The organism is Bradyrhizobium sp. AZCC 2176 (assembly GCF_036924645.1).
Lineage (GTDB): Bacteria > Pseudomonadota > Alphaproteobacteria > Rhizobiales > Xanthobacteraceae > Bradyrhizobium.
The window spans coordinates 5,262,073-5,278,581 of the sequence record NZ_JAZHRX010000001.1 but is presented as its reverse complement, the minus strand read 5'-3'; the positions used below and the strand labels follow the sequence as shown (position 1 = coordinate 5,278,581).

The window sequence follows — 16,509 nt, the reverse complement described above, 5'->3', positions numbered from 1 at the left end:
CAACATCTGATATCAGCGAGGACGACATGCAGGGCAAGATCGCGCTAGAGGAACATTTCGCCATTCCGGACACGCTGATGGATTCGGCGGGCTTCGTGCCGGACTCCTATTGGCCGGAGTTGAAGGATCGCCTGCTGGATATCCAGGACAAGCGGCTGGCCGAGATGGACCGGCACGGCGTCGAGATGATGATCCTCTCCTTGAACGCGCCCGCGGTTCAGGCCATTCCCGATGTCGCCTACGCCAACGAGATTGCGATCCGGGCCAATGATTTCCTCGCCGAACAGGTTGCCAAGCGCCCGTCGCGGTTTCAGGCGTTTGCCGCGCTGCCGATGCAGGATCCGGATCTGGCGATCAAGGAACTCGAGCGCTGCATCAAGACGCTCGGTTTCCGCGGTGCGCTGGTCAACGGCTTCTCGCAAATCGGCGACGGCAAGCGCCCGGTCTATTACGACCTGCCGCAATACTGGCCGTTCTGGGCGGCGGTCGAGCGGACCGGCCTGCCCTTCTATTTGCACCCGCGCAATCCGTTGCCGGAAGACTGCGCGATCTACGAGGGGCATCCGTGGCTGATGGGCCCGACCTGGGCGTTCGGACAGGAGACCGCGGTGCATGCGCTGCGCCTGATGGGATCGGGCCTGTTCGATGCCTATCCAAAACTCAAGATCATCCTCGGCCACATGGGCGAAGGCCTGCCCTACAGCATGTGGCGCGTGGATCATCGCAACGGCTGGGTCAAGGCGCCGCCGAAGCACAAGGCGAAGAAGAAGATCTGCGACTACTTCAACGCCAACTTCTTCCTGACCACGTCGGGCAATTTCCGCACTCAAACGCTGATCGATTCCATTCTCGAGATCGGAGCGGACCGCATCCTGTTCTCGGTCGACTGGCCGTTTGAAAACGTCGACCATGCCTCTGACTGGTTCAATAGCGCCAGCATCAGCGAGAACGATCGCCACAAGATCGGCCGGCGCAATGCCATCGACCTGTTCAAGCTCGACCTCGGCGAAACCACTGTCGCCGGACACGGCATCCATCAAGCCGCGGAATAAGCGGTCTCACACGACATAGTCACCATCCGGGAGGGGATACGGCCATGACTGCGAAAGCAATCGATCTTCACGAGGAACTAGCCGAGGCAAAGGTCGGAAAATTTCACTGGCGCCTCGGCGCCATCATGGGACTGCTCACGCTGTTCGACGGATATGACACGTTCAATCCGGCCTACGTCATCCACTATGTGGCAAAGCCCTGGGGCCTGCAGGCCGGCCAGGCGGGAGTACTGATCTCCAGCGGCCTCGTTGGATTCCTGCTCGGCGCTGCGATCCACGGCATCATCGCCGACCGCCTTGGCCGCCGCGGCACCCTGCTCGGGGGCCTGTGGATCACCAGCATCTTCACGCTGCTCACCGCAACCTCGGCGGACTCGTTCCTGTCATTCTGCATCCTGCGGCTCCTGACCGGCATCGGGCTCGGCGTATTGCTGCCTTTGGCGACCACCTACATCAACGAGCTGGCGCCGCGGCGCGTGGCCAACACGTTTGCACTATGGGGAGTTGCCCTCGGCTGGGCGCTCGGCGGAACGCTCGCCGGTGTCGCCGGCGTGTTTGCGACGCCGGTGTTCGGCTGGACATCGTTGTACTGGATCGGCTCGCTGTCGTTCCTGCTGCTGCCCTTCATGCACCTGATGCTGCCGGAATCGCCGAAGTTTCTTGCGCTACAAGGCCGGGTCGACGAAATCCGCGACATGCTGACCAAGCTCCGCCCCGAGCGCGCCAATGTCTACGAGTCGGCCGAAATTGCCGTTGATGGGTCCGAGAAGCCGGTCAATTCGGTGGCGGTGCTGCTCCAGGCCAAATATCGCCGGACCACGTTCGCGATCTGGGCGTCGGCGTTCCTCAGCCTGTTCTGCATCTTCGGCCTGTCGGGGTGGATTCCGACCGTGATGATGCAGCGTGGCGAAACTTTTGCGGCAAGTTTCGGCTTCGGTGCGCTGATGCAGATCATGTCGTTCGTCGGCGCTCTCGTGCTTGGGCATCTCGTCGACCGGTCCGGCAGCAGCCGCGGCCTGATCGCGACCTGGTGGGCGATCGGCGGCCTCGCGGTGCTCTCCCTCGTGGTGCTGAATGATCACATCGTCAACATCACATCGGTTGCGGCCGCCGGGTTTTTCATCATCGGCGCACAGTTCGTGCTGAACAACTTTACCGCGGCGTCCTACGAGACCGGCGTACGCGCCACTGCGGTTGGGATGGAACTCGGGGTCGCGCGCGTCGGCGCCATTCTCGGACCGTTCGTCGCCGGCGCGCTTCAGCAATATTACCAGAGCCCGACGCCGATGTTCCTGTCGATCGGCATCTCGGCGATCGCTGCCGGGGCGATCATCCTGCTGGCCCGACGGCCGGCGAACGCCCCCGCGAGCAGCCTTGAAGAGATGGCCGGCTTGCGTAAGGTTGCACAGCCCGCCTCTTGAGGCGGGATGTCAATGCGGAAAGTCCGGCTCCGGAACGATCCGGGGCCGGCTGTCTCTTCCGCTAGGAGCGGCCATGCAAGACTTCGTCTACCAGAGCGCGCCGATGCGGGTGGTGTTCGGCACCGGTACGCTACGTCAATTACCCGACGAACTGTCCCGCCTCGGCGTCACCCGTGCGCTGGTGCTGGCGACGCCACGCCAGAAAGATCTGGTGGCCGGAATCCGCGAGATGATCGGCGAGCGCTTCGCCGGCGTCTTTACCGGGGCCGTCATGCATACCCCCATCGAGGTCACCGAACGGGCGATGGAGACCGTGCGCGAGGTGCGGGCCGATTGTCTCGTCGCGATCGGTGGCGGTTCGACCACCGGCCTCGGCAAGGCGATCGCGCTGCGCACCGACCTGCCGCAAATCGTGCTGCCGACAAGCTACGCTGGTTCGGAGATGACGCCGGTCGTCGGCCAGACCAGCGGCGGGATCAAGACCACGCAATCGAGCCCGAAAATTCTTCCCGAGGTCGTCATCTATGACGTCGACCTCACGATGACGATGCCGTCGGGCTTGTCCGCGACCTCAGGCATCAACGCTATCGCGCATGCGGTCGAGGCGCTCTACGCGCGGGATCGCAATCCCGTGATATCGCTGATGGCGCAGGAGAGTATCCGCACGCTGGCGCACGCCCTGCCCAGGATCTGCGCTCGACCGGACGACAGGACCGCGCGCGCCGACGCGCTCTATGGCGCCTGGCTCAGCGGCATCTGCCTCGGCGCCGTCGGCATGGCCCTGCATCACAAGCTCTGCCATACGCTGGGTGGGTCGTTCAATCTGCCGCATGCGGAGACCCACACCGTCATTCTTCCGCATGCCCTCGCCTACAATGCACCTGCCGCGCCTGACGCGATGACGCGCATCGCCGCAGCACTTGGTGCACCCGACGCCGCGCTCGGTCTCCATGACCTGGCGCGAAAACTTGCTGCACCGCTGTCGCTGCGCGAGATCGGCATGCCCGAGAGCGGCATCGACCAGGCCGCTGATCTAGCCGTGAAGAACCCGTACTGGAATCCGCGCACCATCGAGCGCGATGCGATCCGCGAATTGATCGCGCGGGCCTGGCGCGGAGACACGCCGCAAACCATACTCGCGATCCCGTCGCGCCGCGATTGACGCCATCGCGCGATCCTCGACCAGCGCTGAGTGATAATCAGCCTGGTGCGGCGAAAATATCCGCGGTTCTGCCTACCGGCGTCATCAGTCGAAGAACTCCACCGCACCCGTCTCCAGGTTGTACATCGCGCCGGTCATCTTGATCCCGCCCTTCGCTTCGAGCTCCGCGAGTACCGGGCTGTCCTTTCGGATATCCGCAACGGTCATCTCAACGTTCTTTCGTGCCACAGCATCCACGAAGGCGTAATTCTTTGCCGAGCGTTCGCCCGCATAGGCCGTCGCCTCGATCGCGGGTTTGATCTTGGTCAGCAATCCCGTCAGATTGCCTAACTCGGCATTGTCGATTGCGCCCTTGATGGCGCCGCAGGACGTGTGGCCCATCACAAGAACCACCTTTGCTCCTGCCAATTTGCATGCGAACTCCATGCTGCCGAGAATGTCCGCGTTTCTGACGTTGCCCGCAACCCGACAATTAAAGATATCGCCGATTCCAAGGTCCATGATGACCTCGGCCGGCGCACGTGAATCGATGCATGTCAGCAACACGGCCGCGGGATATTGCCCCTTGGCACTCGCTTTTTGTTCGCGAAGGTAATTGCGCTCTTTTCTTTCACCCATACGAAAACGCTTGTTGCCGTTCTTCATGGCCTGGACGATTTGCTCTGGTGTCAACTTGTCGCGCAACTCCTTCGAAAGGGCGTCGGCGCGTGCCGAATCTGCAAGGAAGATGCTTCTTCCGCTTATTCCGATCGCCGTCACCGCACCCGCGATCTTGAGAAAATTCCTGCGGCCCAGGCAATTGCAGTCAAGAGGATGTCCGGATTTCTGACCCATGTCGCTCTCCCTCCCAGGAATTGCATCGTCAAAAAACACGAGGTCCAGTGTCCGCTCGGTACCAGCCGCGAGCGCGCGCCGCGCTTCACGCCGCGACCAACGCCGCGCGATCCTCGACCAGCGCGATCGCATCGCGCAGCACGTCGACGCCGGCGCCCGGCCTGCCCCCCTTCTCCGCCAGATGGCGGCGGAAGGCACGCGCGCCGGGCACGCCGTGAAACGCGCCGACGAAGTGCCGCGTCATCGAATGCAGCTTTGCCCCTTGTGCCAAGTGGTCTTCGATGTAGGAAAACATCGCTTCGAAGACATCCTTCATGGTGGCGTATGGCGCCGCCTCGCCGAACAATTCCGGATCGACGTCGAGCAACCGCCACGGTTCCTGATAGGCCGCCCGCCCCAGCATCACGCCGTCGACGTGGTCGAGGTGCCGCGCAGCCTCCGCGATGCTGCCGATGCCGCCGTTGATGACGATGGGCACATCAGGCAGCGCGGCCTTGAGCCGGTACACCCTGTCGTAATCGAGCGGCGGGATGTCGCGGTTTTCCTTCGGCGACAATCCGTTGAGCCAGGCTTTTCGGGCATGCACGATGAGCGCGTCCGCGCCGGCGCCGACCACGCCGCGCGCCAACTCATCGAGCGCCATTTCCGGATCCTGGTCGTCGATCCCGATCCGGCATTTGACCGTGACGGAAATTTTGACCGCCCGCTTCACGGCGGCGACGCCGTCGGCCACCAGCGCCGGCTCCGCCATCAGGCACGCGCCGAAGCGGCCGTCCTTTACCCGGTCGGACGGGCAGCCGACATTGAGATTAATTTCGTCGTAGCCGAAATCCTCGCCGATTCTTGCGGCGGTCGCGAGGTCGGCCGGCTCCGACCCGCCGAGCTGCAGCGCCACAGGATGCTCGCTCGTATCGAAGCCGAGCAACCGCCTGCGATCGCCGTGAATAATGGCGCCGGTCGTCAGCATCTCCGTATAGAGCCGCGCACGCCGGCTCATCAGACGGTGGAACACGCGGCAATGCCGGTCGGTCCAATCCATCATGGGGGCAACGGCAAAGCATCTGTCTAACATCTTGTTTTCAATCACTTTTGTAGCCAAGTCGGTCCAATCGATTTATTGGCCGACAATTGATCCGTGCGATAGAACTATCGCATTTTCCTTTCTTTTCAACTGGTTAAAGCAATTCTGGTAACTTCATGTAATTCGCCTTCGTCAATCTTTTCTCGATCCAGTACTGCATTGCTGTACTGGCTGAGCGCGTGCAGTACCGCGGTACACGACGCCACCCACGACTCACCGCAGCGATCCCGTTAGCGTCGAACAAGCGACTGGAAAGCCGATCAAAGTCAGAAGCAAAGTAGCGCTGTGCTTTACCGGTGCCTAGGCCGCAATACTGCGATCGTAGTTTCGGTCGCCATGTCATATGGAAAGTTGCGCGCGGCCGGACTTGCGATCGCACGGACAAAAACGTCGTAGGTTCAAATCCCGGAGGATTTGAACCTTCGACCTTCAGCCATGAGTTGATGTCCCGAGCCTGGTAAGCGATTGATCAAATCCGAGCGGCTCACCGCCGTCAAGCGACGATGGCCTCCTTCACGGATTGCTGCTTGGTCGTCGTGTGAGAACTGTCAGGAATCTGTCGGCTTCGAGCGCTGCCATGCATCCGAGACCTGCGGCCGTGACGGCCTGGCGGTAGACGGACGCTCTGCAAGGGATGCTTGAACCCCAGCCCCGGCGCGGTGATCACCTGCGTCGGCTTGCCGAAATCCGTGACGATCGCGTAGTCCGCGCTGTCAACGGTGAAAAAGCAGAGGCTACCGACTGCAGCGACCAAGCCAAGCGCAGCGATCGCCGCCAGGGCACGCCGATACGGCCACCTGTCGGGTACCACTGCGTTATCACGAGATCGAACCATGGCCCGTCCCTGCCGCTGGACAGCTCCAGCGTTGGGCTATTCGCCTCGGCGCGACGGCACCGCGGCGGGCGCCTCGGCATGATCAGGATTGAGGAAGTGTGCACCGATGCCGCATCGAGGGCAAGAGACGGTAATCCAGAGACGGTAATCCGCGTTTTGCGCCTGTGGCACTGGTGGGATACACCGCGGCGGACACGCCCGACCCGCGTATATCGCTACTACGCGCCACGTCTCACGAACCCATCGCCTTTCTATGGCCCGCACCCCGCAATCCGATGCTTGCGCGACGAAGGTGATCGCACACGGCGCCCATACAGGGCGGCGGATGTTGAGTCATCCGCCATCAGGTTCGTGTTGGCTTCCGGGGGTGGAATAACTCCTCGACGGACTGTTTCGGGTCCTTGATCCGAGAGCGGTCCTTGCGATCGTTCTTCTGTGCTTCGAGCTTCTGCAGGAAACGGAAACGCGGCGATCGGGTTGGGTGCCCCGATCGGCCGTGCTTGGTCATGCCGAAACCCTTTTGGCCGCTATGCGTCATCTGATCACTAGCGAAAGCTGTGCGGCTCATTTCCTGCCCCCAGAACCGCCACCAGAGCCAACCTTCACGCGGTTCGCCGAAAGCACTATCAGAGAGAAAGGATAGCCCTGATCGTCACCCTTTCTGCGGTTGGCTACGATCGCTGGAATCCGCGGTCGCGCCTTCACCATGCCACTATGCCTTTTGCGTATCTTGCCGCCCTCATGTTTGCAAGTTACCGGAAATCTTCGAAAAGGCTCGTTGGCTGAATCAGCACCACTAGATTTCCGTTCGCAGGCCAGTGCGCTCGTGGCGAATACACTGCGGCCGCACGGGTGCATTCAGCGCGTTCTTCACCATCTGACCAAGCGCCAGGAAGTCGGCCTTGCGTGGAGACGTCCGGCGCCACGCAAGCCCGATACGGCGGCCGGGTTGCGGTTCGACAAAACGCAGGAGCTTTACTCGGTCGTCGCGCAACTCGACATCGGCCGCGACTTCTGGCACTAGCGTGGCGCCATATCCGCTCGCCACCATCTGCATGACCGTTGCAAGGCTCGTTGCACTGAGGCTCGAGGCCACAGTCCAACGCCCCTTGGCACAGTAGTCGAGCGCCTGATCCCGCAGACAATGGCCTTCTTCCAGCAGAATGAGCTTACGCTTCTTCACCTCGCCGGGTGTCACGCGGGCCGTTTCCGGAAGAGGGTCGTCGGCGGGTACAGCAAAGAGGAAGCGGTCTCTCATGAGATGGAAAACTTCAACCGCGGCCGCCTTGAGCGGCAACGCCAACAACAATACTTCGAGAGCGCCACGCTCGAGATCCGCGAGCAGCACCTTGGTCTGTGCTTCCACCAAATCAAGCCGCAGATCGGGATACCCGAGCTCCAGTTGCGGCAGCAACCGCGGCAATATATACGGCGCCAGCGTCGGGATGACGCCAAGGCGCAACGTTCCGCTCAGCACCTTGGCTCCGTGTTGAGCCAGGTCTGTCAGGTCACGCACTGCACCAAGGATCACTCCGGCGCGTTGCGCGATCTCGATGCCAAGTTCGGTGAACATCGGCGCGCCCGGGCGCCGCTCGATCAACTCTATGCCGAGAAGCCCTTCCAGTTCGTGGATCTGCATTGAAAGAGCGGGCTGGCTGACACAACACTCCGCCGCGGCTCGTCCGAAATGCTGATGACGGGCAAGCGCATCAAGATAACATAGCTGCCGGGTCGTGATCACCCCGATAAGATATTCTTAATGCCGCGGCAAAGCAATTTGATTGGCTTTTTGGCCGCCAGCTTAAAACATTGGACGGCTTGAAATCGTGTGGGTTGAAATCACCAGCGCAAGCGCGCCGCACGCGTACGCTCCGAGGGTCGCTGTTGTGCGGACAAGCAAAGGGAGGACTGCAAATTCGGAATTGGAGGCCCGCGGCGCCCGCGAGGTCACCTGATCAAATCGGGAACCATCCATGGTAGGCAAGCAAATCGCATTTTCCGGCAGGGCGCGTGAAAGCATGCTGCGCGGCGTCGACATTCTCGCCAACGCGGTGCAGGTGACGCTCGGGCCCAAGGGCCGCAACGTCGTAATGGAAAAGTCGTTTGGCGCACCCCGCATTACCAAGGACGGTGTGACGGTCGCCGGAGATATCGAGCTCAAGAACAAATTCGAGAACATGGGGGCGCGGCTCGTGCGCGAGGTCGCGAGCAAGACCTCCTATGTCGCCGGTGACGGCACAACCACTGCAATCGTGCTGGCGGCTTCCCTCGTTCGCGAAGGCACCAGGGCAGTCGCCGCCGGCATGAATCCGATGGACCTGAAGCGCGGCATCGACCTTGCGGCCGAGGCTGTCGTCGAGGATCTCAAGAAGAACTCGAAGAAGATAACTTCCAACGACGAGATCGCGCAGATCGGCACCATCTCCGCCAATGGCGATGCCGAAATCGGCAGGTTGCTCGCCGAGGCCATGAAAAAGGTAGGCAATGAGGGCGTGATCACGGCCGAAGAAGCGAAGTCGCTCGGGACTGAGCTCGACGTAGTCGAGGGCATGCAGTTCGATCGGGGTTATCTCTCGCCTTACTTCATCACCAATGCCGACAAGATGCGGGTGGAGATGGAGAATCCCTACGTCCTCGGATATGAGAAGAAGCTCTCGGACTTGCGGGAACTGCTGCCACTGTTGGAAGCCCTGGCGCAGACGGGCAAGCCGCTGCTCATTATCGCCGAAGAGGTCGAAGGCGAAGCACTCGCCACCCTCGTGGTCAACAAGCTGCGCGGCGGCCTCAAGGTCGCGGCGGTGAAAGCGCCCGGCTTTGGCGATCGCCGCAAGGCGATGCTGCAAGACGTCGCCATCCTTACCGGTGGTACCGCCATCTTGGAAGATCTCGGCATGAAGCTTGAGAACGCCACGCTCGACATGCTCGGCCGCGCCAGAACGGTAATGATCGACAAGGAAAGCACCACGATCGTCGGCGGCGCGGGCAAGAAGGAGGATATCGTGGCCCGGATCAACCAGATCAAGCAGCATATCGCGGAGACCACCTCCGACTATGACCGCGAGAAGCTAGAGGAGCGGCTTGCCAAGCTCGCCGGCGGCGTGGCGGTGATCCATGTCGGAGGGGCCACAGAGATCGATGCGAGGGAGCGCAAGGATCGCGTCGACGACGCGATGCATGCGACGCGCGCCGCGGTTGAGGAAGGCATTTTGCCGGGCGGCGGGGTGGCGCTGCTGCGCGCCGCCGAGGTGCTCGACCGGGTGAAGCCTGCCAACGAGGACCAGAAGCATGGCGTTGACATCGTCAAGAAGGCAATCAGCTGGCCAGCCCGCCAGATAGCACTAAACGCCGGCGCCGACGCCTCGGTGGTGGTCGGCAAGATCCTGGAGAAGGAGCAGTACAACTGGGGTTATGATGCCCAGACTGGCAAGTACGGCGACCTGGTCTCCAAGGGTATCATCGATCCAACCAAAGTGGTGCGCACCGCGCTGCAGGACGCGGTCTCAGTCGCCGGCCTGCTCATCACCACTGAGGCCATGGTTGCCGAGCTGCCGATGCCGCCGCCGCCACCTTTGCCGGGCCATGACCACGACCACCATCGCAGCGACATGGAATTCTGAGCCGATCTCGATCGCGCACGCGGTCCCATGCAGCCCCGTTGTGCCCGTCAACAGGATTAGGTGTCGCGCTGCGCCGACGGTCGCAGGCGCCTCCGACGAGGCGGAGTCGTCTTGAGAGAGCACCCATGGTTGAGAGCACCCATGGTAAGGAGGCTAGAAATATCGAGCGCCCGCCTGGAGAGTTCCGCCTGTCGATAAGGAGGATCTCGCGTTGGAGAAGACAAGGCCACTTGGCTTTACGCGCCGAACCGTCCTGACCGCTGCCATTGCGGGGGGCGCCGGATTTGCGAGTGCCACCCTCGCCTCACCGCTGCCCCCGAGCGATGATGCGACGGAACTTATCAGGCATTTGACCGGAAAAAACCCGATCGTGTCGGAGCGCCTTCATCTGGTGATGCCGCGGGTCTTTCCGAATGGCTATACCGTGCCACTCACGCTGGTGATCGACAGTCCCATGACCGAATCCGATCACGTCAGGCATGTCTCCGTGCTGGCGCCGCGAAACCCGCTTGTCGAGGTCGTCACATTTCATTTCGTCCCACAACGCAGCGAGCCCCGCGTGACGACACGCATTCGCCTCGCCGAACCGCAACATGTCCTGGCGGTGGCGGAGATGAACGACGGTGCGCTGCTGATGACCAAGACCTGGGTCGAGGTCGCCACCAACGGATGCAAGTGACGAAAGGAGGTGCGGAATGTTCGCTCCGGCCCCCCGTGTGCAAGTGCCAAGCACCGCCGCGATCGGCGAGGTGTTTCCGGTCAAGACCCTGATCAGTCATCAGATGGAGACCGGGCTGCGGAACGATGGCCAAGACAACGTCATCCCGCGCAAGATTATCAACAAGTTCATCTGCCGCCACAATGGCGTCGTGGTGTTCAGCGTCGATCTTCACGAAGCCGTGGCGGCGAATCCTTTTATCGAATTCTACTTGCGCGCGACAGAGAGCGGCCGGCTCGAGTTTGTTTGGGAAGAGGATGGCGGCGGCGTCTACGCACTGGAGCACCACCTCACTGTCGCTTAAACTGTATCGTATTGATGTTGCCATGCCCCTTCGCGCCACGAACAGAGGGATCGGCGATCGCAAACCCCGGGATGGGGCCGTTCTCAGCATGCACCAAATGATCGCCGTTTCGATTGCTGCAGGTTCATTGATTATTTTCGCCGATCGTAGCCAGGCAGCGGACCGCGATGGCGGAGCACAACTCGCCGCGATGTGCGCGTCGTGCCATCGCCTGGATGGCGGCGATGGTGGTATTCCGACGATCCTCGGCATGAGCCCGGAGATGCTCACCCGCGCAATGCTTGCGTACAGATCGCGTGAGCGTCCGAGCCATATCATGCGCGCCATCGCCCTGTCGCTCAGTGATGAAGAAATCGCGACGGTGGCGCGCTATCTCGCAGCGCTGAACAGGCAGGTTAGGCCATGAAGTCCTGGACGCGTCGAGAGTTCGGCTGCTTGACGGGAGCAATGGTCCTTGCAGGGCTCGGTCCTCGATCGGCTGCCGGCGAGGCCAGCGCGAGGGTTGTCGTTGTTGGCGGCGGCATCGGCGGTGCCACGGCCGCCAAGTACTTGGCCGCCAGCGCGCGAACGATCGAGGTTACGCTGGTTGAGCCAAAGCCGGATTATACGACCTGCTTTTTCAGCAACCTTTATCTCGCCGGGTTATGCTCGCTCGAGTCGCTTACGCATGGCTATGAGACGCTCGCGCATCGATACGGCATCAATGTCATTCATGACTTCGTGACAGCGATCGATCCGATCGCAAAAACCGTCGGGCTCAGGAGTGGTCGAATATTGCCTTACGACCGCGTCGTCGTTGCCCCTGGCATCGCTTTCAATTACGACGCCCTCGCGGGCTATGACGAGGCGGCAACGCAGGTCATCCCGCACGCCTGGAACGCGGGCCCACAGACGCAGCTGCTGCGACGACAACTCGAAAGCATGGAGGATGGCGGCGTCTTCGTGCTCGTCGCGCCCCCCAACCCGTTCCGCTGCCCGCCCGCCCCATACGAACGCGCCTCTCTGGTTGCTTATTATTTCAAGCAACATAAACCGCGCTCAAGGATCCTGATCCTCGATGCGAAAGATAGCTTCAACTCGCAGGATCTATTTCTGGATGCTTGGGAACGCCACTATCCGGGTATGATCGAATGGCTACCCGCCCAATTCACCGGTGGGATAAAGGCGGTCGACTTGAGGGAACGATCCGTCAAGACGGCGAGCGACACATTCAAGGCGGCGGTCGCAAATGTCATACCCCCGCAAATGGCCGGCCAGCTCGCGCAGCAAATCGGGCTCGTGGATCAATCTGGGTGGTGTCCGGTCGATCCCATAACGTTCGAGTCGAAGCTACAGCCGGGGATCCACGTCGTGGGCGATGCTGCCAGTGCGGGCGACATGCCGAAATCGGCGTTTGTTGCGAATAGCCAGGCCAAGGCCTGTGCGTTTGCTATCGTCGAGGCACTTACCGGCTCCGAGCGCGTTTCGCCTCATCTGTTCAACACTTGCTATACTTTTCTTAGTCCCGACGATGCGGTGAGCAATGCTGTCAGCTTCAAGCCAGCGGCCGGAACGATCAAGATCATCGACAACTTCGTCAGCCAGGTGCAGGAAAGCGCCGAAACCCGCCACCGGGCCGCACGCGAGGCGCAAAGCTGGTACGCTGCCTTTACGCGCGACACCTTCGGCTAGTGCCCTGCTTCCGAAGTTCGTGATACATCGCGTCATCCTCTTTGACCCCGAACTTCGGAAGAAAAAGAAGAGCGCTAGCAAAACTATGATTCTCGTGCCGCTTGTCGATTTGAAATTCCCAAGACGGAGCTTGCGCAACTGTGGCAGGAACTTCAAATTGGCGGCACTAGACAGGCGGGTCAGCCCGCTTGGAGAGCTTCACTATTGACCGGAACGGCGGTGCTGCGAGGTGGAGGAGCGCTCTCCGCTGCGGCGGATGGAGCTGGCTCGGGCAGCCGCTCCAGCCGCAGCGAATTCAGCACGACGACAATGCTTGAGCCGGCCATCACTGCCGCCGCCAACACCGGCAGGAGTACTCCGGCCATCGCCAGACCCACGGCGATGAGATTATAACCGAACGCCCACGCCAGGTTGGTGAGGATGGTCGCGCGAACGGCGCGAGCGACGTCGATCACCCACGGCAGCATCCATAACCCTCCCGGAGGGAGCACGACCTCTGCAGCCTCGCGGGCGAGATCAGTCGCCGAACCAACGGCAATCCCCACATCGGCTCCGGCCAACACCGGCGCGTCGTTAAGGCCATCACCGACCATCGCGACCATGCCATGGTTCCGCCGTCGCCGTTCCAGCGCCGCGCGCTTGGCCGCAGGCAAGAGGTCCGCCTCGATATCGCCGCTCTCGATCCCGACTGCTGCGGCAATTCGCTGCGCGGCTGCCGGGAGGTCGCCGGTTAACAGTATCGCGTGCACTTTGCGGCAACGCAAAGCTTCGACCGTCGCGCGCGCCTCCGGGAGCGGAGTGTCGTCAAGCGACAGTACCGCATGCACCCCATCGCCCCAGCCGACATAGACCACCGAGTGGCCAGTCGCTTCGCGCAATCGCCCGCGCTCGGCCAGACCGGACGCCAGCGACCAGCCCAACTCGCGCATCAAGACGGCGCTGCCGGCCGCCACGGTCCGACCGTTCGAGTTGCCGCGGATGCCGCGTCCCGGCACGACCCGAACGTCGCGGATGGAAATCGGCTCGAGTCCCCGATCCGCGGCCGCTGCAACGACGGCGCGGGCCAAGCCGTGCTCGGAATGGCGTTCCAGTCCCGCGGCATGCGCGAGCACCACGTCGGCGCTGGTGCCGTTGGTATCAATGGCGACAACGCGCGTCTCGCCTGAGGTGAGCGTGCCGGTCTTGTCGAAGGCGATCAACCGCATGCGCGCGAGCGCCTCGAGCGCGGCGGGGTCGCGCAGCAGGCAGCCGTGCCGAGCCAGTCGTCCGATGCCAAGCGACGTGGCCATCGGTGCTGCCAGACCCACTGCGCACGGACAGGCCACCACCAGCACAGCGAGCCCGATCAGGAAGGCGCGGTCAAACGGCAGGTGCTGTGCCCAGTACACCGACGCTCCAATGCCCAGAACGAGAATAATCGGCACGAAGACGCCTACAATGTTGTCGGCGAGACGCTGGCTCGGGCTGCGGCGGATCAATGCATCCCGTACCGATCGACAAATCTGCGCCCAGCGGGTCGCGTTTGCCACGCCGCTGCTTTGGATCAGGAGCGGCCCGTCAAGATTGATGCTGCCGGCAAAGACATGCGATCCGACGTCCTTGGCGATCTGCCGGCTTTCGCCGGTGATCACGGCCTCGTTGGTGTGCGATCCGCCCTCTTTGACCACGCCGTCGACGGGAATGCGCTCCCCCGGCCGAACCCGCACCAAAGTGCCGGCGCCAACCTCACGCACCGGCCGGCGGTGCGCTCCGTCGCCGCTGACGATGGTCGCCCACTCGCTTTCCGCCGCTAACAGCGGCTGCAGGTCACGCGCCGCCCGCGCGCGCGCGACGGCGTCGAGATAGTAGCCCACGGTGAACAGCATCAGTACCATGCTCGCAGTGTCGAAATAGACATTGGGACTGTGCTCGATGACGGCGAAGGCAGAATAGAGATAGGCGGCGCCGACGCCGATGACGATCAGCGCCGAAGAGGTCAAGCGCCCTTCCTTGCTGTTGAGCCACGTCTCGCGCAGAAACGGTCCGCCGAGAATGATCACCGCGGGTGTGGCGAATAGCCAGAGCAGGAGATGAATCCAGGGAAGCATCTCGGCATCTGCGCCGCTGAAAGCGTCGGTATACAGGAGCAGGCTGAACAGCATGATATTCATGGAGAGAAAACCGCCGACACCGAGCCGGATCAACAGCCAAGCGGCCTCCCACTCCTCGGTTTTGCCGTGATTGACCTGGTAGGCGATACAGCAGCCGTAGCAGCAGAATGCACAAGCCTCGCCGTTCACCGTGCGTCGCATCGCCCGCCGCCCGACAGGCAACAGGCAATGGCTGCACAGGGCATGGTCCTGTCCCGTCACGCCGGATATCCTCCCGGCCAACCATGGGCGATGTGCGCGGCGAAGGGAAGAATGCCGCGGCCGACGGTGGCGAGACCGAGCAGCAGGATGCAGCTGCCGGCCAGCCACACGCCGCGCTGCCGCCACGCCGGTGCCAGCGCTCGGCCGACGCCGCCCATCAGAAGCATTGCGGGGAAAGTCCCAAGCCCGAACGCTGCCATGGTGAGAAAGCCCGGCAACGCTCCGGCCGTGCTCGCCGCCTGGGCGGCAAAGGCGTAGACCAGCGGACAAGGCAGGAAGCCATTGAATACGCCAAACGAGAGCGGGGCGGCATGTCCCGGTGCCGTCAACAGGCTTCGCAGCGATGCCGCGAGCGTACTGGCGCCGAAGCCGGCGGTGACGCGATGCAGGTGCGGCAGCAGGCCAAAGAACTGCAGCGCCATGGCGATCATCAGCAGTCCGGCGAGGACAGCGAGAATTCGCTGACCGGTGTCAAGCGGACCGGTCAGCAGCGGGACTGTCGTTCCCTGCGGCGTGCATATGACCTGACCGAGGGCGCCCGCTAGTCCGCCGAGAAAGCAGTACGTTGTCAATCGACCCGTGTTGTACAGCAGATGGCGCAGAACGGTTGTGCCGCCTCCCTGCGGATCGTGGCCCAGCGCGCAGGCGAAGCCGCCGCACATACCGATGCAGTGAAAGCTGCCTGCGAACCCCGCGAAGAAGATTATCAGATAGGCGGCCATAGGCAGATTACCCCGCCCATCCAGCGCTTATGCAGCGACGGCACCACTTCGCCGCCGCTACCCACGCACGAGATAGGCGACCCAAACGAAGAAGGCGACGGTGGCTATCGCGAAGCCGACTAACGCGATGATCTGGATCGCACTCGCATCGGCGAGCGAAAAAACCGGATTCTCGATCATGCGCGCCCTCCTGGTCAGCCGAAATAGACACGGACTACGTTTATGGCTAACTCGGTGAACAGGAACAGCAGATTCAAGGCCACGAGGGCGAGAATGATCCTGGCTACCAGCACCTTCTGCTCCTTCTGAACCGGCAATTCCTGCTCCCTTATTTCGAATCGGAATCAGTCACCAGCTTGCCTGTGGGCCGCGATCGCTAGATCCGTCCCGGTCCCAGCCCACCCCAATAGACGACGAGATAGTACAGCGCCCAGATGAAGAGGACGACATAGACAGCCAGCAGCCACACGGGAATGTAGCCGTGGCGAGACTGAATAGTGCCGCCGGCATACTCCTCCATCTCCTCCCTATCGGAGGGTGAGCTGTTATTCGCCGTCGTGTTTGGCGTTCGCGTCGGATCCGTCATCGCCGATCTCCCTCTGCAGGAAACGTATGGATGCATCGTTGGCGCCGCTGAAGGCGCCCGAGAGCACGCCCCAAATGAAGACGCAGAGTGCACCGAGACCCATCATCAAGGCTGCAATGTAGGGGCCGACGATCTCGAAATAGATGGTCATCGCT

Annotated in this window: 16 protein-coding genes; 8 read left to right on the top strand and 8 right to left on the bottom strand. The window is 62.1% G+C overall.

Annotated elements, in window-relative coordinates:
- Nucleotides 1-26: 26 nt before the first annotated feature.
- From V1288_RS24785 to V1288_RS24775, 3 genes are all read left to right on the top strand, one after another.
- The gene (locus V1288_RS24785; RefSeq protein ID WP_334359533.1) at nucleotides 27-1,052 is read left to right on the top strand and encodes an amidohydrolase family protein; all 1,026 of its coding nucleotides are present in this window, start codon (nucleotides 27-29) and stop codon (nucleotides 1,050-1,052) included.
- Between the two features lie 44 nt (nucleotides 1,053-1,096).
- Nucleotides 1,097-2,473 carry an MFS transporter gene (locus V1288_RS24780; protein ID WP_334359532.1) on the top strand — a complete coding sequence of 459 codons (1,377 nt, stop codon included), beginning with the start codon at nucleotides 1,097-1,099 and terminating at the stop codon, nucleotides 2,471-2,473.
- A gap of 73 nt (nucleotides 2,474-2,546) precedes the next feature.
- Nucleotides 2,547-3,635: a maleylacetate reductase gene (locus V1288_RS24775; RefSeq protein WP_334359531.1), complete on the top strand. Its 1,089-nt coding sequence runs from the start codon at nucleotides 2,547-2,549 to the stop codon at nucleotides 3,633-3,635.
- An 84-nt stretch (nucleotides 3,636-3,719) separates the two neighbouring features.
- Here V1288_RS24775 and V1288_RS24770 read toward each other — a convergent pair whose 3' ends face one another.
- The 3 genes from V1288_RS24770 to V1288_RS24760 form a co-directional block, all read right to left on the bottom strand.
- Complete coding sequence (locus tag V1288_RS24770; protein ID WP_334359530.1) at nucleotides 3,720-4,469, bottom strand: carbonic anhydrase family protein; 750 nt, start codon at nucleotides 4,467-4,469, stop codon at nucleotides 3,720-3,722.
- Nucleotides 4,470-4,554: 85 nt separating this feature from the next.
- Nucleotides 4,555-5,541 (bottom strand): tRNA dihydrouridine(20/20a) synthase DusA, encoded by a 987-nt coding sequence (gene dusA / locus V1288_RS24765; protein WP_334359529.1) that lies wholly within the window; start codon nucleotides 5,539-5,541, stop codon nucleotides 4,555-4,557.
- A gap of 1,640 nt (nucleotides 5,542-7,181) precedes the next feature.
- Nucleotides 7,182-8,126 (bottom strand): LysR substrate-binding domain-containing protein, encoded by a 945-nt coding sequence (locus V1288_RS24760; protein ID WP_334359528.1) that lies wholly within the window; start codon nucleotides 8,124-8,126, stop codon nucleotides 7,182-7,184.
- Nucleotides 8,127-8,358: 232 nt separating this feature from the next.
- Here V1288_RS24760 and groL point away from each other — a divergent pair, with 232 nt between their 5' ends.
- The 5 genes from groL to V1288_RS24735 all read left to right on the top strand — a co-directional run bounded on the left by groL (nucleotide 8,359) and on the right by V1288_RS24735 (nucleotide 12,695).
- Nucleotides 8,359-10,002 (top strand): chaperonin GroEL, encoded by a 1,644-nt coding sequence (gene groL, locus V1288_RS24755; RefSeq protein WP_334359527.1) that lies wholly within the window; start codon nucleotides 8,359-8,361, stop codon nucleotides 10,000-10,002.
- Between the two features lie 211 nt (nucleotides 10,003-10,213).
- Nucleotides 10,214-10,681 (top strand): thiosulfate oxidation carrier protein SoxY, encoded by a 468-nt coding sequence (locus tag V1288_RS24750; RefSeq protein ID WP_334359526.1) that lies wholly within the window; start codon nucleotides 10,214-10,216, stop codon nucleotides 10,679-10,681.
- A gap of 16 nt (nucleotides 10,682-10,697) precedes the next feature.
- Nucleotides 10,698-11,024: a thiosulfate oxidation carrier complex protein SoxZ gene (gene soxZ, locus V1288_RS24745; protein WP_334359525.1), complete on the top strand. Its 327-nt coding sequence runs from the start codon at nucleotides 10,698-10,700 to the stop codon at nucleotides 11,022-11,024.
- A gap of 97 nt (nucleotides 11,025-11,121) precedes the next feature.
- On the top strand, nucleotides 11,122-11,430 hold the full coding sequence (locus tag V1288_RS24740) for a c-type cytochrome (RefSeq protein ID WP_334359524.1): 309 nt from the start codon (nucleotides 11,122-11,124) through the stop codon (nucleotides 11,428-11,430).
- The gene (locus V1288_RS24735) at nucleotides 11,427-12,695 is read left to right on the top strand and encodes an NAD(P)/FAD-dependent oxidoreductase (RefSeq protein ID WP_334359523.1); all 1,269 of its coding nucleotides are present in this window, start codon (nucleotides 11,427-11,429) and stop codon (nucleotides 12,693-12,695) included. The genes V1288_RS24740 and V1288_RS24735 overlap by 4 nt, the downstream gene beginning before the upstream one ends.
- A 179-nt stretch (nucleotides 12,696-12,874) precedes the next feature.
- Here V1288_RS24735 and V1288_RS24730 read toward each other — a convergent pair whose 3' ends face one another.
- From V1288_RS24730 to V1288_RS24710, 5 genes are all read right to left on the bottom strand, one after another.
- The gene (locus V1288_RS24730; protein ID WP_334359522.1) at nucleotides 12,875-15,046 is read right to left on the bottom strand and encodes a heavy metal translocating P-type ATPase; all 2,172 of its coding nucleotides are present in this window, start codon (nucleotides 15,044-15,046) and stop codon (nucleotides 12,875-12,877) included.
- A complete protein-coding gene (locus V1288_RS24725) occupies nucleotides 15,043-15,768 on the bottom strand; it encodes a sulfite exporter TauE/SafE family protein (protein ID WP_334359521.1) in 726 nt (241 codons plus the stop codon). The genes V1288_RS24730 and V1288_RS24725 overlap by 4 nt, the downstream gene beginning before the upstream one ends.
- Nucleotides 15,769-15,825: 57 nt before the next feature.
- A complete protein-coding gene (locus tag V1288_RS24720; protein ID WP_334359520.1) occupies nucleotides 15,826-15,948 on the bottom strand; it encodes a hypothetical protein in 123 nt (40 codons plus the stop codon).
- Between the two features lie 14 nt (nucleotides 15,949-15,962).
- Nucleotides 15,963-16,085 (bottom strand): hypothetical protein, encoded by a 123-nt coding sequence (locus V1288_RS24715; protein WP_334359519.1) that lies wholly within the window; start codon nucleotides 16,083-16,085, stop codon nucleotides 15,963-15,965.
- Between the two features lie 228 nt (nucleotides 16,086-16,313).
- On the bottom strand, nucleotides 16,314-16,505 hold the full coding sequence (locus V1288_RS24710) for a hypothetical protein (RefSeq protein WP_334359518.1): 192 nt from the start codon (nucleotides 16,503-16,505) through the stop codon (nucleotides 16,314-16,316).
- Between the last annotated feature and the right edge of the window lie 4 nt (nucleotides 16,506-16,509).